The sequence below is a fragment of the Chryseobacterium sp. 6424 genome (genome assembly GCF_003692615.1).
Classification (GTDB): Bacteria; Bacteroidota; Bacteroidia; order Flavobacteriales; family Weeksellaceae; genus Kaistella.
This window is the reverse complement of sequence record NZ_CP023540.1, coordinates 243,713-265,419: the sequence shown is the minus strand read 5'-3', so window position 1 is coordinate 265,419 and position 21,707 is coordinate 243,713. Positions and strand designations below refer to the sequence as shown.

The window sequence follows — 21,707 nt, the reverse complement described above, 5'->3', positions numbered from 1 at the left end:
TTAATAATTTTAAAAAATGGCGCAGTCCTTAATCCTTAAATGAACTACGCCGTGAGAAACTATATGAGTTATTTTGAAACTAAATTTCCGTCCACAATTCCGATAATTGTCTGAACGGAATGGTAGGAAGTCAGTTTGTCTTCCGGTGTATTGATGCAGTAATCCACGAGTTGCTCAACCGAAGAAACCGCCACGTGCATTCTTGTATCAGATGAAGCATAATATATGAAAACTTTTCCGTCGTCATCGCAAATCCAGCCGTTGGAAAATAAGACGTTGGAAACATCGCCGATCCTTTCATCATCTTCAGGTGCCATAAAATATCCTGCCGGTTTGTGTGTAACATTGCCCAAATCGTTCAAATCTGTCATAAACAAATACAGAATATAGCGCAAACCTGCTGCTGTATTACGAACACCGTGAGCCAAATGAAGCCAACCTTTCTCAGTTTTAATCGGCGCCGGTCCAAGTCCGTTTTTCAGTTCGTAAACGGTGTGATACGATTTTCCGTAGATGATATTTTCATTTTCAACCACGGGATTTTCCATATTTTTCACGAAACCCAGACCAATTCCTCCACCGCTTCCAACATCGATGAAACCATCTTGTGGGCGTGTATAAAGTGCATATTTTCCGTCTACAAATTCGGGATGTAGCACCACATTTCTTTGCTGACCGGTATTTGATATTAAATCCGGAAGTCTTTCCCAGTTGATTAAATCTTTGGTTCTTACAATTCCGGCGTTTGCAATCGCCATTGAAGTGTCCCCTTCTGGCGCATTTGGATCTTTTCTTTCAGTGCAGAAAATCCCATAAACATAGCCGTCCTCGTGTTGAACCAAACGCATATCATAAACATTGGTATCAGGATTCCCTTCAATCTGGGGAATCACCACTGGTTTTTCCCAAAATCTGAAGTTATCGATTCCAGTGGGAGATTCTGCGATAGCAAAGAACGATTTTCTGTCGTAACCTTCCACGCGAACCGACATCAGATACTTCCCGTTCCACTTCATTGCTCCTGCGTTGAAGGCCGCATTGATTCCGAAACGTTCCATAAAAAACGGATTTCTTTCGGCATTAAAATCGTAGCGCCATTCCAAAGGTGCGTGAGCCGCCGTGATGACAGGATTTTTATATCTTTCAAAAATTCCGTTTCCTGCTTCGTCTACCGGCGAATTTTCTTTTTTAATTAAATTTTCAAATTCTGTGGTTACTTTATGGATTCTGTTTTCGTAAATATTCATTTTTTATCAATTTTCAAGGGTTGAATTGTTTGCGCGTCTTGCATTGAGTTCCTGTTCTATTTCTGTAAGTTTTTCGTCATTTAAAGGATAAAAGAAGATAAAGAGGACAGAAATCACGGCGGCGATTCCCGGGAAAATACTTAACATCAATTTTATACCGTGCAACGCTCCTGCTGTTTGAGCCACATTCGCCTGAAATCCGTAGGCTGCCAAAAGCCAGCCTGTTAAAGAACCTCCAATCGTCCAGCCTAATTTCTGCGACATTGATGAAGCGGAGAACACCAAACCTGTTGCTCTTCTACCCTGTGTATATTCTGAATAGTCGGCACTGTCTGCATACATCGACCAGATTAACGGGAAAATGCATCCTGCACACATGCTTATCAGCGCCTGTAGCGCCATTGTAAGCCAAAGATTCTGCCGGTCGAGATAGAAGAAGAAAACACTTAAAACAGCCGCTGTTAACATCGCAAAAAGAAAAGTTGTTTTCTTGCCGATCTTGTTCGCAATGGGGGTTGCAGCGATAACTCCAATGATATTTGCAGCCTGACCCAAAACAAGATACAGTGAAGTCGGGGTATTTTCCATACCGAAAAGGCTGAAAGTGCTTTGATTTTCAAAATAATATTAAAATAATAAACTGCAGCTCCGTCTCTCACGGAATTGAAAACTAAAGCTCCTACTCCGGCTCCAAGCAGAATCCACCAAGGTTTATTTTTCCATAAATCTTTTAAATCTTCTTTCAGATTATTTTGCTCGTTCACCGGTTGAATTCTTTCTTTGGTTAAAAAGAAACAGCCCCAAAAAAATAAAGTGGTAATGATTCCAAAAACCACAATCGCCCAAAACCATCCTTGCGGAGCATTCATGTCGCCACCAAAATATTTAATGAGTGGTTCCAAAAGCCAAAGCGCCAGCAAACTTCCACCAAAGGCGAAGACCATTCTGTAAGATGACAAACTGTTGCGGTCTTTCCTGTCGGAGGACATAACGCCTAAAAGTGAAGCATAGGGAACGTTAATCAGGGAATACACCATCATCATTAAAGAATACGTGATGTAGGCATATACAATTTTTCCTTTGGCATCGAAAGCGGGCACGTAAAAAGTTAACACACCAATTACTGCAAACGGAATTGCCACCCAAAGCAGATAAGGACGAAATTTTCCCCATTTGGTAGTGGTTCTGTCGCCCAAGATCCCAACCAGAGGATCAAAAAACGAATCCCAAATTCTCGTTATCAAAAACAGTGTCCCCACAACAGCTGGAGCCAGCCCGAAAACATCGGTGTAGAAAATCATCAGATACATACTGAAAATCTTCCAGAACATCGACGAGGCCGCGTCGCCTAAACCGTAGCCTATTTTTTCGCTGATGCTCACTTTAGAATTACTCATTTTAAAAAAAAATTATTTATAAATATTTGGTGTCTGAATGTCTTTTAAGAAAAGTGTTTTCGGAAGATTGTAGAAATCTCTGAAATCCTGTTCGTTGGGATGACCTTTATACGGAACGTAGTAATGCATTTTCTTTTCGTGCGTTAAACCGTGGTTTCTCCAAGCCAGAATGTAGGAAATTTTGTAGTTTCCAACGGCTTCCATTAAGGTTTTTGTCCAGAATTTGTTGTAAGGAATCTGTTCGTAACCTGTTTCCGCCAGGGTTGGAATTTTCCGGTGCTCCTTAGCGATTTCGTTCATCATTTTGAACTGACTCTGCGAATTTTCAACAAAAGATTTATTGAAAACGGGATTGTCCATGACATACATATCGAAACTGACCATATCCACAAATGCGTCGCCAGGATACGATTCCAAAAATTCTTCTTTCGATTTGAAATCCGAAGTGTTATAAACCCATATTAAGTTGTGGACATTTTTTTCTTTGGTTAAATAATTAAAGGTGAACTGCCACAGTTCCTGAAATTCTTTTGGAGTGCAGTTTCCTTTTCCCCACCAGAACCAGTTCCCGGTCAACTCATGATAAGGGCGGAACAATACGGGGACATTTCTACCGTCTTTTCCCTTTAAAGCCGATAAATTTTCAGCAACTTTATCCAGCCAGGATTTAAATTTTGCATGATTCACATTTCCGGGAAGAATGGACGCTACCGTGCCGGAAACATCCGTCTTATCCCAGGCATTTTTACCTGTTTTCGGATTGTCTGCGTGCCAGGAAACTGTGTTGATACCACCCATATTGTAAACATCCTCCATAAACTTCTTCTGATCTGTGAAGGTAAAAATATCGATGCTTCCCGGCGCATCTTTTTCAACGCCTCCAATATCCCAACCGAAAACTGCAGGAAAATCTCCCGCAACTTCTTTCACGTCGCTTCTGCCTTTCTGCATTCTCCAGTTTACCCCGTAACCCAACGCATCCTGATGTCCGAACATAATGCCTTTATCCAGTAATTTCCACAGATTTTTGTAGAGATTTTGAGTTTCGGGGGTTGCCTTTTTATCCGCCAGAGTATTTTGGGCGAAAGCAAATACTGACGACCATAAAATGAAAAGTGTTAATATTTTGTTGTAATTTTTCACTTCAATATTTTAATTATTTGGTTTTTGAATATTTTCTGATGGTTTCCCAAGTCGATTTATCACTCACAAACACTGAATTTAAACCCTGCTCTTCCATAGGCGGATCACCCATGTAATCGTCGCCTTTTTTCCAGAAAACCTGGTTAGGCTGAGGTTTTGCAAATCCTCCGAAAGCCCAGAAAACAACTCCCGCAAAACTTTCGTTTTGTCTTTTTGAATTTTGCCAAAGTCTCAGTGCAGATTCGTAATACTCATCCCTTAGTTTTGTGGAAGAATTGATGTCGAAAGAATGATGATCGCGGGGAAAACCAAATTCCTCCAAAACCAAAGGTTTGCCCAGTTCATCGGCAATTTTAATGTGTTTTTCAATGTAGTCAACGGTTTTATGTTTGGCATTTTCAAAGCCTTCCTCCATTTTATCTTTCTCAAACCAGCCCCAGTTTTTCGGCCAAATGTGAATCGTCAAATAATCAATATTTTTGTCCTGATGTGTTTGTTTGAACAATTCCATACTTTCGGTTCCCATTTCGCCTTCGCTTCCGGTAGTTACCAAATGATTTCTGTCTAAAGATTTAATGAGCGCCGAACTTTTTGCAAGAAACTTTTTGTAGTTTTCATTTGCAGCAGGTCGCATTGGTCGGGGTTCATTGGCAATTTCCCAAGCCATCAGGGTTTTGTCTTTCGTGTATTTTTTTCCGTTGACGGAATTTTTTCTCGTGATAATTCTTTTAACCTGATCAAAATATTGGTTCTGGCATTCCTCACAACTGTAAAATCTGGAAGTATAATCCCTCCAATCGTCCCAGTTAAAAGGCTTTTGCAAAGTTTCTGTATCAATTTTTCCGTTCCAGTTCAGGTACTGAAGCCAGCCTCCGCTCCATTCCCAGTTATTGGAAAGGAACAGCACCACTTTGAAGTTTCTTTTTCCGGCTTCGTCCATCAAAATATCAAGACCCTTTAAATTTTCATCTTTAAATTTTCCTTTTTCGTATTGGTAAGGTGGCTCTACCCTGTTGTTTCCGTTGATTTTTCCGCTACCTTCAACACCAACCAGGACTCTGATATTTGTAACGTTTTGAGATTTTAAAAAATCCAGTTCTTTCCTCAGTCTTTCAATTCCTCTATCGGGATTTTTTTCCAAACCGAGATAAGAAGCATACCAAAAATTGGTACCAACAAAGTAATATGGGTTTCCATTTTGCACAAACTGATGATTTTTTACGGAGACGAATTTTTGAGCCTTTGCCGAAAACACCAGCATTAAAAAGAAAAGAATGTAGTGCTTAGAAAATTTATTCACTTAATATTCTGTTAACAGTTATTTACAGTCAAATATAATTTCATAATTTCACAACATAATAATACTATTTTGTCATTATTTCATGGAAAATATTCAATAGAATTATGTTACGCTGATTTTCAACCAATTAAAATTAATCCAAAATGAGCAAAAATTCTGAAATCATGAGGGAAATCACCCCACTTTCTCCTGAGGAAAGTTTTCTGGTATTTGACCGTGTAAAAAAAAATTTTGATTTTCCACTCCATTACCACCCGGAAGTAGAACTGAATTTCATCCAGAAGGGAAAAGGAGTGAGGAGGATTGTCGGAGATCATGTGGGAGAAGTAGGAAACATTGAATTGGTACTTATCGGCCCCAATTTACCTCATTTTTGGTCAGACTACCGCTGCAAATCCAAAAGAATACATGAAATTACAGTACAGTTCAGCGCGGATTTTTTTGATCAGTCGTTTCTGAAAAAACGCCTTTTGAAACCTATAAACGATATGTACAGAGAATCCATCCGTGGCATCCTGTTCTCCGAAGAAGTGGCCGAGAAAGTAAAAGAACCGCTGATGAGTTTGACTAAAGTAAGTGGATTTGAATCCTTCAGCCTGATGATGAATATCCTCAACGAATTGGCCACCTCCACGAACCAAACCCATCTCTCATCCTACAGTATCGACAATGAAACTTTTGTGGATGAAGACGATATGAACCTTATCTACGACTACCTCCACAGTAATTTTGAAAGGAAAGTCACACTGGACGAAATTGCCAGCCACGTCAACATGAGCATCGTGACTTTCAACAGATTTATTAAGAAACGGACCGGAAAGACCTTCATCAATTACCTTAATGAAATACGTGTGAGCTATGCCGCCAGATGGCTCATCGAAAAGGATATGAGCATCTCTGGAATCGCGTACAAATGTGGTTTTAACAATATCGCCAACTTCAATAAAATATTTAAGACCTTAAAAAAATGCACCCCTTCTGAGTTTAGAAACCAGTTCACAGGGATTAAAAAAATCGAATAAAAAACATCATGATACTTATCAGCTGTCACTTTAATTTTATAAATTATAAACGATTGATTAACACTTATTTAAAATAGCTATTTCACGAACAATATCCATAAAAGGGTAAAAATAGTACGGTATAATGACAAAATAGTATTAAAAAAAGTCTTTCAATCCATATAGATTTGTTACCAATGTTAGTAAAATATTAACACAATCTTAAAATCAATTTAATATTTAAGAATTGTTTATGAAAAAAATGAACACCAATTGGCCGATTCCAGCATGTAACAAAGCAGCGCTATTTTTTGCGCTCACTGTTTTACCGTATGGAATTATGAATGCGCAGCAGACACCACGCGACACTTTGAGAGAAAACAAAATCGAAGAAGTTGTTCTTATTGGTTATGGAACCCAAAAAAAGGGTGATGTAAATTCTGCGGTCTCTTCCATCAAGTCGCAAGACCTGCAAAATGTTAAACAGGTTTCTGTTGACCAGATGATCCAAGGGAAGTTATCGGGAGTTACCGTTACAAACTCGAGCGGGCAGCCAGGCTCTGCCGTATCTATCAAAGTTCGTGGGGCTACATCCATTAACGGAACCAACGAACCGCTGTATATCATTGACGGTGTTCCCCTGTCTGGAGATGCAACGGGGAAATCCACTTCGGGAAGACCGGTCGCAGGTAATGATTTTTCATCAACAGGAGGTTCGGGAAGCGTTGCAGTATCTCCAATATCCTTCTTAAACCCGAATGATATTGAATCTATTGACGTTTTGAAAGACGCCTCCGCCACAGCGATCTATGGCTCCAGAGGCGCAAATGGAGTTATTTTGATCACTACAAAGTCCGGTAAAAAGGGGGTGGGCAAAATCAGCTACGAGGGTTTTACGTCTGTTGCTACTATTTATAAATATTTGGACGTGCTTAAACTTCCGGATTACGCTAGGTTACAGAACGCAATGGCAGCCGTATTCAATATGCAGATACGTCCCGAATTTGCGCATCCGGAATTATTAGGAAACGGTACCGACTGGCAGAAGACCATTTACAGAACAGCATTATCGCAAAGCCACCAGGTTGCGTTTTCAGGGGGTAAAGACGACACCAATTATTATACTTCCGTAAGTTTTCTTGACCAGGAAGGAACAATCATCAATACAGGTCTTAAAAGATATACCTTCCGCGCGAATCTAAATACCAAAATCAAACCTTGGTTAAGGGTAGGAACAAATCTTACCGGTGGTATTTCCAACGAAAATTACACCATCAATCAAAGCTATAACGGCCTTATCAGCAATACCCTTCTACAGGCTCCAGACCTTCCCGTTTATAATGCAGATGGCTCTTACTCATCTCCGCCAGCAGGACAAAATGTAAACTATTTTAACCCGGTTGCAGAAGCTCTGGACAAAGTGAACAAATTAATCCGTAAAAATGTTTTAGGAAACCTTTATGCAGAAGCAGATGTATTTAAAGGCCTTAAATATAGAATTGAGATTTCTGCAAATACAGAATTTGCAGAAAATACAGAATTCTGGCCACAATACAACAGAGGTTCACAATCTAATGATACCGCCGACCTATGGTTAAGAAACAATGATTGGTATTCCACCAACCTCAAAAACCTGCTTACCTATAATTTTGCATTGGGCAACCACAAATTCACTGCTTTATTAGGGCAGGAAGCATTAGACACCCACTGGAAAGGAACTACGGGCGAAGGACACGGATTTGTTTCCAACGATATTTATAGTTTGAGCCTTGCTGAAGACACCAATGTTACCAGCTACAGGGGCAGCCAGAGCTTAAGCTCCTATTTTGCACGGCTTATCTATGATTTCAATAGCAGGTACGGACTTACTGCTTCTGTAAGAAGAGATCAATCGTCAAAATTTGATCCGGTGGCGAAAAATGGTAAAAATCAGGTGGGTTATTTCCCTGCAATTTCCGCATCGTGGAAGGTTACGAATGAGCCATTCATGAGCTGGTTGCCTGCGGACGTTATCAGCAACCTTAAATTCCGTGCAGGATACGGAGAAACCGGGAACCAACAAATTCCAAACAATCTCTATGCCTCGCTGCTAACCATTTACAATACACCGGCGTTTTTAAATAATCCAGACTTAACATGGGAAACCATGAAGCAAACGAATATCGGTGTAGACCTTACCCTTATTAAAAGGCTGAATATGTCTATCGACTGGTATAACAAAGAATCTTCGGATTTCCTTTTCAGATTACCTTTACCGGATTATTTAACTGGTGGCAACTCATACTATGGAGGTATAGAATCTCCGTACTCCAATATTGGAGCCATGTCCAACAAAGGAATTGACTTTTCACTTAATTATGATACCCGGGGTGACGGGCTTACCTGGTCAACAAGTCTGGTTCTTTCACATTACAAAAACAAGCTGCTCAGCTTAGTTAACGGTATGTCGAATATTGACGAGAAAGTGAACATCAACGGTTATCAGCCCATGGTTGCAACCAACACTTTAATCGGAAATCCAATTGGCACTTTCTGGGGCTTTAGAAGTCAAGGACTTTACAGAACAGACTCAGATTTAAGCGGCGCTCCAACAATTTACGGCAAAACGTCTGAATTGGGCGACTTGAGGTATGAAGATATCAATGGTGATGGAAACATTAATGACCTTGATAAAACGATAATAGGAAATCCTCACCCTGAACTTACTTTTGGCTTTACCAATAATTTTAAATACAAAAGTTTTGACCTGTCGTTCTTTATTCAGGGCTCTCTCGGAAACGACATTCTTAACCTAACTCGCAGAAACGGTACCCAAAATGCAATGATGTACCAAAATCAGCTGACAGAGGCTATGGATTTCTGGAGTCCATCAAACCCCAACGCTACACAGCCGAGGTTAATTAACAGTACTTCTCATCCCAACATTATGATTTCCGACCGTTACGTAGAAAAAGGCGATTACGTAAGGCTGCAGAATGTAACGCTAGGATATACTGTTTCACCCGACTTTTCTTCGCAGCTTCAAATCTCAAAGCTAAGGATGTATGTCACCGCACAAAATCTTTTGACCGTTACCGATTACACAGGATATGATCCTGAGATTGGCGCATTTAACCAAAATGTACTTTTGACAGGCGTTGACAACGGAAGATATCCGACTCCAAGAACTTTTATCTTCGGAATTAATTTAGACTTTTAACTTATTTGAAATGAAAACAATATTCAGAAATAATATCATCAAATATTCATTAGGCATTTTATTGGCGGGAACATTTAATTCATGTAGGGACGAATTTACGAACCGCCCTTCCGAGGATTCCATCAGCGCTGAAAGCTACTATAAAACCAACGACCAGGTAAGATCATCTACAGATGCCCTTTATTACAAGACATGGTTTCAGTTCAATAATAAGTTTTTTTACGCACTTACTGAGGTAGGATCAGGAAATATGTACACGAATTCTTCGGACGTGAATGCCATGCGTACATTCTCCATCACTCCTGCAGATCCCGAAATGTATGCAGGTTGGCAATCTCTTTGGGCAAATGTCGCACAGGCTAATTATCTCATTAACAATTTGCAGACCCGTGTAGATCCGTCCGTGAGCCAAACCGTTATAAACAATGCTTTAGGAGAAGCTCATTTTATGAGAGCGACCGCCTATTTTTACCTTGTCAGAATCTGGGGCAATGTACCTATCATCGAAGACAATTTGAAACACGTAGCCGACTCACAAATCAACACCAATCCGGTAACGGATGTATACGAGTTAATCAGGAGAGATTACATCAAGGCAGTCGAATTACTGGACAGCAAAATAAGAACTTCTGCGTATGCTGCAAATGCAAAGGTATCCAAAGGTTCTGCAAAAGCAATGCTCGCCAAAGTTTATCTGTATAATAAAGATTACGTGAAAGCCAGACAGCTTGCGGAAGAAGTTATTAACAGTGGAGAGTTTAAGCTTTTAGGTGGGACTTCCGTTTATTCGGTTTCCGGAAAAATATTTGGGGATTTGTTTAAATATCCAAACAACAACAACGAGGAATCTATTTTTGCACTGCAATGGAAAAGCGATGCTCAATACGGTTCTGCCAATAACACCAACACTCAGTTTGGGATCAGCAACGGAACCATTTCAACCTCCAACGCATCCTACGGTGGCGTTTTCGGACCGTCGCAAGACATCCTACAACTTTACGGGACAAATGACGTGCGAAGAAATGCAACGATCATGTTCCCTGGAAATACTTACCCCGACATGAAAGTTAAAAATGGCAGCACTTTTCAGATGGGCCTTACAGTTCCGTCTGCAGATCAAATTGGCGGCCAAGGTTCAGGCGCAGCGATTAAAAAATACTGCATCGGCATTGTTAACGGAAACGAAACAGGACCTGTTGACGGCTGGGGAATGATGAATAACAATACTTACATCATGAGGTACGCGGAGCTGTTACTGATCCATGCTGAAGCTGTTATGGCAGGAGGAGCTTCCACAAGCGATCCTGCAGCGCTTACATCCCTCAATGCAGTAAGAAACAGAGCAGGGCTTTCGCCTTTAACCACCGTGACTTTCAATGAACTTTTTGCGGAGCGCAGAAAAGAACTGGCCTTCGAAGGAGATTATTGGTTCGACCTAGGAAGACTTCCGCGTACGCAGGCAATTTCCATCATCAGCGCGCAAAACCGTGGAAACATGTGGGGAGCGGAATATTACACTCCTTCGGAAAACGATTTCACCCTTCCGTATCCAGCCAATGATGTTGCGAAAAATCCAAAACTTTTGGAAGCACCGGTTCCTTATCAGTTTAATTAAACTTACCATCAAAAAATGAAAACAGCAATTTTAAATCTCATAAAAACCGTTCTTTTAATAGCGGTGTTTACCACAGTGTATTCCTGCAGGGATAATGAGGAAACTGCAGGTGCTTCTAAAACATTAAAAATCGATATGGTATCCGCATCTGTTGATGAAAACGGGCAACCTCTTAATCCTCTTGTGAACACCAATATTGGATATGCAAACAATACCTATGTTATCAGAGGAAGTGGGTTTACAGGACTCCAGCATATTTATTTTAATGATTACGAATCATACTTTAATCCCAATTTTGTAACCGACAATACGATCTTCGTTACCATCAACGAAAACACTCCATACGTAAACGGAAGCAATAAATTAAAACTTGTGACCGCAACCGGAACGGCAGAATATGATTTTATCATCGCTCCTCCCGCACCAATCGTGACCGGTTTTCAATCTGTTAATGCAGCTGATGGCAGCAGCATCACGATTAAAGGTAATTATTTTGTCAATCCAACGGTGAAAGTTGGGGACGCCAGTGCAACCATCGTATCGCATACCCTAACGCAGATTATTGCTACTTTACCCAACGGATCACAGGGTAAAAAAGTTTCTGTAACAACACTATCCGGAACTTCTGCCTATACATCTCAGGTTGGAACTTCAATTTACGACGATATGTTTTATGGCAGTATTTCGAACTCAACATGGGCTGGAGACACTTATAATATTGCATACAGCGAAAACCCGGCAAACATCAAACAGGGAGAAAAAGCAATTCATTGGAACGCGAAGGCATGGTCTGCTTTCCAGATTGATAACAGCCCTGATATACCTTCTACGTCTAAAGGGATTAGATTTTACATAAAATCCGCAGCTCCAATCAGTAACGGGATCAAACTCATATTAAACTATAGCTGGGCTGCCACTCCAACGATTAGTTCAGCAACCGAATATCAGTACATTGAAATTCCGTGGTCCGAATTTGGACTTACTTCTGCTCCTGAAACGATGAATTTAACACTTAATCACGCTCAGGGAGAACCAAACGATATCTATTTGGATGATATTGGATATTACTATTAATCTGGTAATCAACTAAAGAGGCATGACTAATAATCAGCCTCTTTTTATTTACCAAATCATTTTAAAACAAGGTTCAGATCGTGAAGAATCTCTCTGAACAAAATCAAGGAAATTGGTGACCGAGATCTGAAGAGAACATGATGATAGACAAATATTAATTGAAAAATTAAAACATAAACGATCGCCTAATAACCAAAGTTTCGTAAGCCTTGAAGATCGGACATAAAGCGTTGAGATAAAATGCTTTCGAATGGAAGGTTTTGGAGCATTATGGTTTTACCGCAAAAAGTTTTTAAAAAAAAGAATTGAAGAGACTTGTAGAAAGGTCTCTTTTTTTTGCGTCGTTTTCATACTTTATTTAATTAATTTTACAACATTAACTCATATTTGTGAATGGTAAAGCAGTCGGAGGTTTAGTTGAATAAGGGTTTTGCGTGAGGCGGGCTTAAGCGCAAAAATCAACGCCAGTTTTCAATTAAACTTTAGTAATAAAACCAGCTTTTTGTGTTTCGGTTTCGCAGATATTGCTTCTAAAATAATTCCCTATCTTTGTGCTGTTTACTTACAATGGTCGGAAATTTTAAAATACTGTTCCTTTCCCTTACACTCGCGTTATTTCTGGCGCCAGGGATTTCTCAGGCTTGCAGTAAAAAGGAGAAGCAGGTTATTAAAACCGCGACCAGTTCGCAAACTTTCATAAAACAGTCATTCGCACAGATACAGCCGTCGTGCGACAGCGACGATTGCAAAGAAGAATGCTGCCACCCGAAATCACACAATTGTCAAACCGATGGATGCTCAGGAAATTGCAGCGGTAACCTTTGCAGCTCTGCTCAATACACCCTTTTAGCCTACAGTAATTTCCTAGAGGATGCCAAAAATGAAGCCTCCGCTTACTACAGCAACAACTCCAGTTTCTATTATCAGAATCCCCATTACTCTGGTGGATTCCATACCATTTGGGAACCGCCCAAAATAGGTTAATCACTTTCTTTTACAGCCCGAATTATACCCGGTCGTGAAGTGTTTTTTAACACTTTATCTCTGTTATTTTCGCGGCGCTGTAAATGAATTTGAACTTCTACTACTCTTTTAAGAGTAAATCTTTCAAAATAGATTCCTTTTGATTAAGGACACTTTTGAAGATCTGGATGTTCGTAAGCAGTTTCTAAACACGGAAGCTTAAATTAACCTGTAATCTAAAATTTAATGAAGAATATTCTTTTGGGAATACTGGCTTTTGCATCGGTATTTCTCGTTTCCTGCAACAATTCAAAAGCCGAAAATACACAAATCGCGGTCGCAAAGTTCACCACGGGCGATATTGTTCCGCACGATCAGGTATGTATGGTAAACAACGCCTATATGGGTAAAAAACAACTCGAAGTACAGCACGACGGTAAAACGTATTACGGCTGCTGCGAAAACTGCAAACTGAGAATCCCGCAGGAAGAAAATGCGCGGATGGCATACGATCCGATTTCTCACCAACTTATCGATAAAGCAACCGCAATTATAGCGATATCCGATAAAAACGACAATGTCGTGTACTTCGAAAACAAAGCAAACTACGAAGCCTTTTTCAATAAAAAATAAATAAACTTTAAACTTATAAAATAATGAAAACAGTACTATTCAGCCTTTTGGCAGTCGGAACATTTGCACTTACTTCCTGCAAAGAAAACAAAGAACAGAAAAGCACCACTGAAACTTCCATGAAGCACGATATGAGCACAATGTCCGATAGTGCAGCGATGGGCAATATGGCAACGGATAAAGAGATAACCGTTACTGAAGCCAAAAAGTCTTCCGCTGATCTTACGGAGCTTTATTCCCATTACACCCACCTTACATTCGCTTTGTCCGGTGATGATGATAAAGAAGCGGTTAGTGCAGCGAAAGGGATCCTGGCCTCTTTTCCTAAAATAGACAAAAATGGGTTTTCCGATGAACAGAAGAAAGAATTTGCAGAACTGGAAGCCAGCATCCGGGAACACGCCGAGCACATTGCAGATAATGCCGGAAACATTGATCATCAGCGCGAACACCTGGACATAATGAGTGCAGATTTTTACGACCTTTTGAAAGATTTCGGAACTCCAAAACCGGTGTATAAAGTATTCTGCCCGATGTATAATGACAAAAAAGGAGCCTTCTGGCTCAGCGATTCACGCGAGATCAAGAACCCTTATTACGGCAAAAAAATGGCTTCATGTGGCGAGGTTCAGGAAGAAATTAAGTAAAACTGTACAGAACCATGATTCAAAATTTAATCAAACTGTCCCTCCGCAACAGGTATTTCGTTTTGCTGATTGCAATCGGCCTTTTTATCTGGGGTATTTTTGCGGTAAGGGACAATCCCATCGATGCCATTCCGGATCTGAGCGAGAACCAGGTCATCGTTTTTACGGAGTGGATGGGCAGAAGTCCCCAGATTATTGAAGATCAGGTGACTTTCCCGCTGGTCAGCAACCTTCAGGGAATTCCGAAAATTAAGAACATCCGCGCCTCTTCCATGTTTGGGATGAGCTTCGTGTATGTGATTTTCGAAGATAATGTGGACATTTATTGGGCCAGAACCCGGGTAATGGAACGCCTCAACTATGCCCAACGCCTACTCCCGCAGGATGTTACCCCTACGCTCGGACCGGATGGCACCGGTGTTGGTCACGTTTTCTGGTACCATTTGGATGCACCCAAAATGGATCTAGGAGACCAGCGCGCTCTTCAGGACTGGTACGTGAAATTTGCCCTGCAGACCGTTCCAGGTGTGGCCGAAGTTGCCTCCTTTGGCGGTTTTGAAAAACAGTACCAGCTCATCGTAGATCCAGTAAAACTGCAATACTATAACGTCTCCCTGATGGATGTGATGAACAAAGTGAAAGCCAACAATAATGATGTGGGCGGACGTAAATTTGAGATGGCCGATATGGCCTATATCATTCGCGGCCTGGGTTATATCAAGAACGTAGCAGATATCGAGGAAATTGCTTTGGGAAATTACAACGGAATTCCTGTGCGGGTGAAAGACATTGGTTCTGTACAGATGGGTGGTGATTTGCGTCTGGGTATTTTTGATGCAGACGGTGAAGGCGAAGTCGTGGGCGGTATCGTAGTGGCACGGTATGGCGAAAATGCGGATAAGGTCATCAACGATGTGAAAGAGAAAATGAAGGACGTTGAAAAAGGACTCCCTGAAGGCGTCACCTTCAAGACATCGTACGACCGCAGTACCCTGATTGAAGGGGCAATAGACAATATTAAAACCAAGCTGATTGAAGAAATTATCGTGGTGGCAATCATTGTTATTCTGTTCCTATTCCACTGGCGAAGTGCATTGAGCATCATCATTCAGATTCCGGTCACCATTGCCATCAGCTTTATTCTGCTCAATGCGTTTGGACTATCCTCCAACATCATGTCACTTACCGGAATTGCACTTGCAATCGGGGTGATTGTAGATAACGGAATTATTATGTCTGAAAATGCGTATAAAAATCTTTCGGATTGGCAGAACCATCAACAAAATAAAAACCCGTAACAATGAAGACCAACTGGTTTAAAAATATATTCAGAAAAAAGGATAAGGAGAAAGACAGTTACGTTAAAATTCCCGAAGACATTCGGTTGAAGATTATCGAAAAATCATCCTTACAGGTATCCAGAGGCGTATTTTTTTCTACGGTAATCATCGTGGTTTCTTTTCTCCCGGTATTTATGTTGACCGGTCAGGAAGGTAAACTTTTTCATCCGCTGGCGTACACTAAAACATTCATCCTGATTGTTGATGCAATCCTGGTGCTTACCCTTGCACCGGTGCTGATCTCCTTTTTTATGAAAGGAAAATTTAAGGACGATAATAAAAACCCAATAAACAGGGGCTTGGAAAGGGTGTACGAACCGCTTATCAGATGGTGCATGAAATGGAAAAAAACGACGCTTGGCATTAATATTTTGGCCCTGCTCATCAGTATTCCAATGATTATGAACCTCGGGCGTGAATTTATGCCGCCTTTGGATGAAGGATCCCTGCTCTTTATGCCGGTAACCCTTCCCGATATTTCGAACTCTGAGGCCAAAAGATTACTGCAGGTGCAGGATAAAATCATTAAAGGAGTTCCGGAAGTGGATCATGTCCTTGGAAAAGCTGGAAGAGCCAACACGGCGACGGATAATTCACCCATCTCCATGATAGAAACCATTATTCTGTTGAAACCGCAGAGCGAATGGCGCGACGGCCTTACAAAAGACGATCTTATTAATGAATTGAATGCTAAACTGCAGATTCCCGGCGTAACCAATGGCTGGACCATGCCGATTTCCAACCGGATCAATATGCTTTCAACAGGGATTAGAACGGATGTGGGCGTAAAAGTGTACGGACAGAACCTGGACAGTATCGCGGTCCTTTCCGAAAAAATAAAAAAGGAACTCACCGGTATTGAGGGAATAAAAGACATGTACGTAGAACCCATTACCGGCGGAAAATATGTGGATATTGAAGTGAAACGCGAAGAAATAAGAAGATACGGCCTAAGTGTGGATGATGTAAATGCCGTCGTGGAAAGTGCGCTCGGCGGAATGAAACTCACCACCACCGTGGAAGGCCGACAGCGCTTTTCGGTAAATGCCAGATACGGCCAGGATTTCAGAAATAATTTGGAATCTCTGAGAAGATTGCCCATGCAGACGATGGAATTTGGTTCCATTCCGCTAAGTGCAGTGGCTGACATTCGTCTTACAGAAGGACCACCAATGATCAATTCTGAAAATGCAATGTTGCGTGGAACTGTTCTATTCAACGTACGCGACCGGGATTTAGGCAGTACCGTAAAAGAAGCCCAGGCAAAACTCAATAACATGGTGAACAAAATGCCAAAAGGTTATTTCGTGGAATGGAGCGGTCAGTACGAAAACCTGATTCGCGGAGAGCAGACTTTAAAAATGATTATGCCCCTCGTATTAATCGTGATCTTTCTTTCCATGTACTTTGCATTCAATTCTTACCGCGAAGCTTTCTTTAATCTCATCAGTATTCCTTTCGCCTTAATCGGCGGCGTATTCATGATTTCGCTTTGGGGTGTTAATCTCTCTGTAGCAGTAGCAGTCGGCTTTATTGCCCTGTTCGGACTTGCGGTAGAAACCGGAATCGTGATGGTCATTTACCTGAACGATGCCATGATTCAGCTTACCACGAAGAATGGCAACTCACGGGAGACCATTACCAATGAAGAACTTCGGGAGTACGTCATCAATGGAGCAGCGAAAAGATTAAGACCTAAAATTATGACCGTGTGTGTTACCCTTTTCGGACTCGTTCCCATCCTGTGGAGTCACGGCGTTGGAAGTGATATGATGAAACCAATCGTATTGCCGATGGTGGGTGGCGTATTTACTTCGGCCATTCACATCCTTTTGGTAACACCCCTTATCTTTTATATGCAAAAGGAGTGGGAATTGAACAAGTTGGGTAAAATTGACGTCCTGGACGCTTCCCATTAATCCTTAAATGATTACAAAATGAAAAAATTCATAATAACAGGAGCACTGGCCTTGCTTTACACCAATATGGATGCACAGCAAATGTCGCTGCCGGCAGTAATGGACAGTATTGCAGCCAACCATCCCGTAGTAAAAATGTACAGTGCAGAAATCCGGTCAATGGACGCTGCTGCCAAAGGTGCGAGAAGCTGGATGCCCCCAACCGTGGGAGCCGGTTTGTTTATGACTCCTTATAATGCAAAACTCTGGCAGCGCGACGGCGACATGCTCGGTATGGGTTCCGCAGCAGTTTCGGTGGAGCAGATGTTTCCCAACAAAAAGAAACTCGATGCCAACGAAAATCTGATGAAGGCAATGTCTTCCGTAGAGAAGGAAAAACTCTATGCCGCCCTCAATGAAAACTTTCAGGATGCCAAAAAACTGTATTACAGTTCAATCGTCCTTGATAAAAAGTTGAAGCTCGTAAAGGAAAACGAAAAGATGCTGGACTTTATGATCAGAAATGCAGAGATCAGATATAAAAACGGTCTGGCCAAAATTTCTGCGTATTACAAAGCTAAAGCCGCGCTCGGTAGTTCCAAAAACATGCAGCTGATGTACGAAAATGACCTCCGGGTCAACCGCATCCGCCTCAATTCCCTCATGGGAAGAGACGCGCTTTCACCTTTGGAGATCAAGCCTGATTACCAACTGAATGATTATTCCTTGGAAACCTTTGATCAGGAGCTATTTTATCAAAACAGAAGTGACCTTCGCGGCATCGACCGGGAAATCAATATTGCCAAAATGAAACAGGATCTGGAAAAGCAGAATCTGAAACCGGAATTTGGCGTAAAGTTCGAAAACATGTTTGGTTTTGGCGGCCAGCCCATGCAGTTTTCACTCATGCTGATGGCAAAACTGCCGTTTGTTTCCTGGGCTTCAGGCATGAATAAAGCCAATATTGAAAGCCTCAAACTGAAAGAAGAGGCCTTGCAGGCGCAGAAAGAAATGATGGTGAACGAATACAGCGGAATGGCCTACGGAATGCGCAACGAACTGGACCTGAATAAAAATCAGCTGAAACTCTATGAAGACACCATTATTCCGGCCTTAAAAAACAACTACAAATCCATGCAGTTGGGCTACGAGCAGAATACGGAAGAACTCTTCATGTTGTATGATGCCTGGGAACAGCTGAATATGACCCAGTTGGAATATTTCGAGATCCTGACCAAAGCACTGCAGACACAAACTGAAATTGACCGCTTAATTGAAAGAAGATGAGAAAGCTAATAATATTCACTATGCTTTTGTTTGGTTTAACGGCGTGTGACAAACTGAAGTTCTGGGAAGATAAGCACTCGGCAGAAGCTGCAATGCATACTTATACCTGTCCGATGCATCCGGAAATAATCTCAGACAAACCCGGTCAGTGTCCCAAATGCGGTATGGATCTGGTCCTGAAAGATGCCCCTGAAAAAAAGGAAGAGGGGATTAAACTCGACGATCTGCTGAAACCAACCAATGAATTTGTAGTGTCGGAACAGCCCGTAATAAAAGTAAAAAGAGAAAACATACCCACCACGGTTGATGCTTTAGGGACGGTAGAATACGATACTCGACAGATTGGCAGTATTTCCTCACGCGTTGCGGGCCGTATCGAGAAACTCTATGTGCGGTATAAATACCAGAAAGTGTCCAAAGGGCAGCGTATTTTAGATATATACAGCCCGGAACTTTTAACCGCACAGCAAAACCTGCTCTTCGTTATTAAAAATGACCGCTCAAACAAAACGATGATCGATGCTTCACGCCAGAAACTCCTTCTTTTGGGAATGCCGGCTTCACAGATTCAGAAAGTCATCCAGCGAGGGAAACCTGATCTCACAATTCCGGTTTTCAGCAATTACAGCGGACACATTCAGCAGGCAGGATCGGCCGGAAGCATGGGGTCATCACCACAATCTGCACCCGCAATGGCTTCAAATACGGCAGTCACCGCTGAACTACCCCTAAAAGAGGGAATGTACCTCCAGAAAGGACAGAATATTTTCAGTGTCTACAATCCCAACAGAACCTGGGCCCAGATCAATATTTTTTCTGAAGACATTGCACTGGTCAGCAAAGGACAGTCAGTCATGATCATCCCGGAAGCCAATCCTGAAAATCGCTTCAAAGGAACCATCGGTTTTATTGAACCGTTTTTCAGGCAGGGCAGCAAAACCGTAACGGCGCGCGTCTATTTTGATAATTCCACCGCAAAAATTCCTGTCGGAAGTCAGGTTAAAGCGGAGATTATGAGCCACAACAGAATGGCAGACTGGCTGCCGAAATCAGCGGTGGTTTCTTTAGGGATTGATAAAATCGCGTTCAAAAAAGTAGAAGGCGGTTTTATTGCCCATAAAGTTGTTACCGGCGCGGTGGTAGGCGATAAAATTCAGATCGTCAGTGGTTTGCTTCCTGAAGATGGAGTTGCCGAAAATGCACAGTACCTGATGGACAGCGAAAGTTTCATAAAAATTAACAGATAAAAATTGATAAGATGAAATTTAATATTTTAATGCTGGCCTTGCTGGTTTTTCTTTACTCCTGTAAAAAGGAGGAAGATCCGCATGCCGGCCACGATATCTACTACACCTGTTCCATGCACCCGCAGGTAGTCTCCGATAAACCCGGAAAATGCCCCATTTGTCACATGGATTTGGTGCCTGTGGAGAAGAAAAAGAATGCGGATCCTAACGAAATTGTTTTGAATGACGAGCAGGTTAAACTTGGGAATATCAAAACAGTCGCGCTATCTGATGGGTCTATGGCCGACAAACTTACCCTGACTGGAACACTCAATTTTAATCAGTACCAAATGCAGGCAGTAAGTTCCAGAGTAATGGGCAGAGTTGAACGGTTGTATTATAAAAACATTGGCGATTTTGTTCCGAAGGGGGCGCCGTTGGTCGATATTTACAGTGAAGAACTCAATAATGCAAAGCAGGAATATTTGCTGGCATTAGAAAGACGCAAACTTTTCGTCGGTAATACGTCCATTGATTTTGACCAGCTGCTCCAGAGTTCCCGAAATAAGCTTTATTTATGGGGAATGTCCGAAAGCCAGATCAAACAGCTGGAAAGATCAGGAAAAGCCACGCCAACCACTACCGTGTTCAGCAATGCAGCCGGTTACATCACCGATCTGAGCATTGCCGAAGGCGATTATCTTGCCGAAGGTGGCACCATCGTGAATCTGGCAGATCTTTCATCACTTTGGGCGGAGGCACAGGTGTATTCGTCCCAAATGGCTCTCCTTCAGAAAGACAGCAAGGTCACCGTATATATTCCCGATCTGGATAATTTGAAGATTGATGGGAAGATTGATTTTACAAATCCGGAAATCAGCGCTTCAAGCAGGATAAATCTGGTCCGCGTTTCCGTCCCCAACCAAGGAAATCTGCTGAAACCCGGCATGCCGGTATATGTTCTGGTAGAAAACAAATCACGTGATGGTCTTTCAATGCCTGTGGATGCGGTAATCAGGGATGGGAAATCCTCCACCGTCTGGGTGAAAACCGCGAAGAACACCTTCGTCAACAGAATGGTGGAAACGGGTCTCGAATATGAAGACAGAATAGAAATCACATCAGGAATTAAGGCGGGAGACGAAGTAGTGGTGTCCGGAGCATACCTACTGAACAGTGAATACATATTCAAGAAAGGAGTCGATCCGATGGCAGGTCACGATATGAGCACCATGTAATATGAGAAAATTGAATATGATAGGCTGGCTGGCGGTGCTAGTGGTGGCTATTGTTTTAGTCATTCAGGTCATACCGGTGGAGCGTAATGTCTCCACCGTTCCGGCAGGTCAAAGTTTTGAAAAAACCGAAAAGGTGCCCGCCAACGTGGCTGCTATTCTGAAAGTTTCCTGCTATGACTGTCATTCCAACAACAGCCGATATCCGTGGTATTCAGAATTGCAGCCCGGCGCTTGGTTTATGGCGCAGCATATTAAAAAAGGGAGAGACGAACTCAATTTTGATGAGTTCAATAACTATTCAAAAAGACGGAAGAAAGCGAAAATAAAAAGCATCATCAGTCAGATTGAGAAAGAGGAAATGCCTTTAAAATCCTATCTTTTACTTCATCCTGATACAGGTTTAACACCAAATAAGAAAAAAGTCCTTTTGCAGTTTTTTCAGTCAGAACTTGAACTTTAAAACATGAAATGAAAATCGTCAAAAATGAAAATAAAATCT

18 protein-coding genes are annotated in these 21,707 nt (G+C 41.7%); 13 read left to right on the top strand and 5 right to left on the bottom strand.

The genetic code is table 11. From position 1 onward, the window contains the following. Positions 1-68: 68 nt before the first annotated feature. The 5 genes from CO230_RS01225 to CO230_RS01210 are packed head-to-tail and all read right to left on the bottom strand — an operon-like array spanning position 69 to position 4,991. Complete coding sequence (locus CO230_RS01225) at positions 69-1,247, bottom strand: glycosidase (RefSeq protein ID WP_122026945.1); 1,179 nt, start codon at positions 1,245-1,247, stop codon at positions 69-71. 6 nt (positions 1,248-1,253) lie between these two features. Next, a complete protein-coding gene (locus CO230_RS12515) occupies positions 1,254-1,802 on the bottom strand; it encodes an MFS transporter (RefSeq protein WP_262601862.1) in 549 nt (182 codons plus the stop codon). Then, complete coding sequence (locus CO230_RS01220; RefSeq protein WP_262601861.1) at positions 1,709-2,644, bottom strand: MFS transporter; 936 nt, start codon at positions 2,642-2,644, stop codon at positions 1,709-1,711. Before CO230_RS01220 ends, CO230_RS12515 begins: the two co-directional genes overlap by 94 nt. Positions 2,645-2,656: 12 nt before the next feature. After that, entirely contained in the window at positions 2,657-3,787 is a 1,131-nt protein-coding gene (locus CO230_RS01215) for a glycoside hydrolase family 26 protein (protein ID WP_228438160.1), read from the bottom strand. 13 nt (positions 3,788-3,800) lie between these two features. Next, positions 3,801-4,991, bottom strand: coding sequence for a glycoside hydrolase 5 family protein (locus tag CO230_RS01210; protein WP_228438159.1), 1,191 nt, complete (start codon positions 4,989-4,991; stop codon positions 3,801-3,803). Between the two features lie 239 nt (positions 4,992-5,230). Between CO230_RS01210 and CO230_RS01205 the strand changes: the two genes are divergently transcribed. The 13 genes from CO230_RS01205 to CO230_RS01145 all read left to right on the top strand — a co-directional run bounded on the left by CO230_RS01205 (position 5,231) and on the right by CO230_RS01145 (position 21,668). Next, a complete protein-coding gene (locus CO230_RS01205; RefSeq protein WP_122026942.1) occupies positions 5,231-6,109 on the top strand; it encodes an AraC family transcriptional regulator in 879 nt (292 codons plus the stop codon). 241 nt (positions 6,110-6,350) lie between these two features. Further along, the gene (locus CO230_RS01200) at positions 6,351-9,287 is read left to right on the top strand and encodes a SusC/RagA family TonB-linked outer membrane protein (protein ID WP_228438158.1); all 2,937 of its coding nucleotides are present in this window, start codon (positions 6,351-6,353) and stop codon (positions 9,285-9,287) included. A gap of 10 nt (positions 9,288-9,297) precedes the next feature. After that, positions 9,298-10,902, top strand: a complete 1,605-nt coding sequence (locus CO230_RS01195; RefSeq protein WP_122026940.1) for a RagB/SusD family nutrient uptake outer membrane protein — start codon at positions 9,298-9,300, stop codon at positions 10,900-10,902. A gap of 15 nt (positions 10,903-10,917) precedes the next feature. Further along, entirely contained in the window at positions 10,918-11,976 is a 1,059-nt protein-coding gene (locus tag CO230_RS01190; protein WP_122026939.1) for an IPT/TIG domain-containing protein, read from the top strand. 567 nt (positions 11,977-12,543) lie between these two features. After that, positions 12,544-12,960, top strand: a complete 417-nt coding sequence (locus CO230_RS01185; protein WP_122026938.1) for a hypothetical protein — start codon at positions 12,544-12,546, stop codon at positions 12,958-12,960. 225 nt (positions 12,961-13,185) lie between these two features. Beyond that, positions 13,186-13,572, top strand: a complete 387-nt coding sequence (locus tag CO230_RS01180; RefSeq protein WP_122026937.1) for a hypothetical protein — start codon at positions 13,186-13,188, stop codon at positions 13,570-13,572. Between the two features lie 23 nt (positions 13,573-13,595). Beyond that, positions 13,596-14,219 carry a DUF3347 domain-containing protein gene (locus tag CO230_RS01175; protein WP_122026936.1) on the top strand — a complete coding sequence of 208 codons (624 nt, stop codon included), beginning with the start codon at positions 13,596-13,598 and terminating at the stop codon, positions 14,217-14,219. 14 nt (positions 14,220-14,233) lie between these two features. Then, entirely contained in the window at positions 14,234-15,517 is a 1,284-nt protein-coding gene (locus tag CO230_RS12510) for an efflux RND transporter permease subunit (RefSeq protein ID WP_095072156.1), read from the top strand. A 2-nt stretch (positions 15,518-15,519) separates the two neighbouring features. Then, positions 15,520-17,478 carry an efflux RND transporter permease subunit gene (locus tag CO230_RS12505; RefSeq protein ID WP_122026935.1) on the top strand — a complete coding sequence of 653 codons (1,959 nt, stop codon included), beginning with the start codon at positions 15,520-15,522 and terminating at the stop codon, positions 17,476-17,478. Between the two features lie 18 nt (positions 17,479-17,496). Further along, positions 17,497-18,744 (top strand): TolC family protein, encoded by a 1,248-nt coding sequence (locus CO230_RS01160; RefSeq protein ID WP_122026934.1) that lies wholly within the window; start codon positions 17,497-17,499, stop codon positions 18,742-18,744. Next, on the top strand, positions 18,741-19,991 hold the full coding sequence (locus CO230_RS01155; protein ID WP_228438157.1) for an efflux RND transporter periplasmic adaptor subunit: 1,251 nt from the start codon (positions 18,741-18,743) through the stop codon (positions 19,989-19,991). The genes CO230_RS01160 and CO230_RS01155 overlap by 4 nt, the downstream gene beginning before the upstream one ends. Positions 19,992-20,002: 11 nt before the next feature. Continuing rightward, the gene (locus CO230_RS01150; RefSeq protein WP_122026933.1) at positions 20,003-21,208 is read left to right on the top strand and encodes an efflux RND transporter periplasmic adaptor subunit; all 1,206 of its coding nucleotides are present in this window, start codon (positions 20,003-20,005) and stop codon (positions 21,206-21,208) included. 1 nt (position 21,209) lies between these two features. Beyond that, positions 21,210-21,668 carry a heme-binding domain-containing protein gene (locus CO230_RS01145; RefSeq protein WP_122026932.1) on the top strand — a complete coding sequence of 153 codons (459 nt, stop codon included), beginning with the start codon at positions 21,210-21,212 and terminating at the stop codon, positions 21,666-21,668. Positions 21,669-21,707 lie beyond the last annotated feature (39 nt).

Bases quoted from the DNA above. Each gene is read 5' to 3' on its own strand.
- CO230_RS01225 (WP_122026945.1), bottom strand. From the start codon at position 1,247: ATGAATATTTACGAAAACAGAATCCATAAAGTAACCACAGAATTTGAA.
- CO230_RS01220 (WP_262601861.1), bottom strand. From the start codon at position 2,644: ATGAGTAATTCTAAAGTGAGCATCAGCGAAAAAATAGGCTACGGTTTA.
- CO230_RS01205 (WP_122026942.1), top strand. From the start codon at position 5,231: ATGAGCAAAAATTCTGAAATCATGAGGGAAATCACCCCACTTTCTCCT.
- CO230_RS01200 (WP_228438158.1), top strand. From the start codon at position 6,351: ATGAACACCAATTGGCCGATTCCAGCATGTAACAAAGCAGCGCTATTT.
- CO230_RS01195 (WP_122026940.1), top strand. From the start codon at position 9,298: ATGAAAACAATATTCAGAAATAATATCATCAAATATTCATTAGGCATT.
- CO230_RS01190 (WP_122026939.1), top strand. From the start codon at position 10,918: ATGAAAACAGCAATTTTAAATCTCATAAAAACCGTTCTTTTAATAGCG.
- CO230_RS01185 (WP_122026938.1), top strand. From the start codon at position 12,544: ATGGTCGGAAATTTTAAAATACTGTTCCTTTCCCTTACACTCGCGTTA.
- CO230_RS01180 (WP_122026937.1), top strand. From the start codon at position 13,186: ATGAAGAATATTCTTTTGGGAATACTGGCTTTTGCATCGGTATTTCTC.
- CO230_RS01175 (WP_122026936.1), top strand. From the start codon at position 13,596: ATGAAAACAGTACTATTCAGCCTTTTGGCAGTCGGAACATTTGCACTT.
- CO230_RS12510 (WP_095072156.1), top strand. From the start codon at position 14,234: ATGATTCAAAATTTAATCAAACTGTCCCTCCGCAACAGGTATTTCGTT.
- CO230_RS12505 (WP_122026935.1), top strand. From the start codon at position 15,520: ATGAAGACCAACTGGTTTAAAAATATATTCAGAAAAAAGGATAAGGAG.
- CO230_RS01160 (WP_122026934.1), top strand. From the start codon at position 17,497: ATGAAAAAATTCATAATAACAGGAGCACTGGCCTTGCTTTACACCAAT.
- CO230_RS01155 (WP_228438157.1), top strand. From the start codon at position 18,741: ATGAGAAAGCTAATAATATTCACTATGCTTTTGTTTGGTTTAACGGCG.
- CO230_RS01150 (WP_122026933.1), top strand. From the start codon at position 20,003: ATGAAATTTAATATTTTAATGCTGGCCTTGCTGGTTTTTCTTTACTCC.
- CO230_RS01145 (WP_122026932.1), top strand. From the start codon at position 21,210: ATGAGAAAATTGAATATGATAGGCTGGCTGGCGGTGCTAGTGGTGGCT.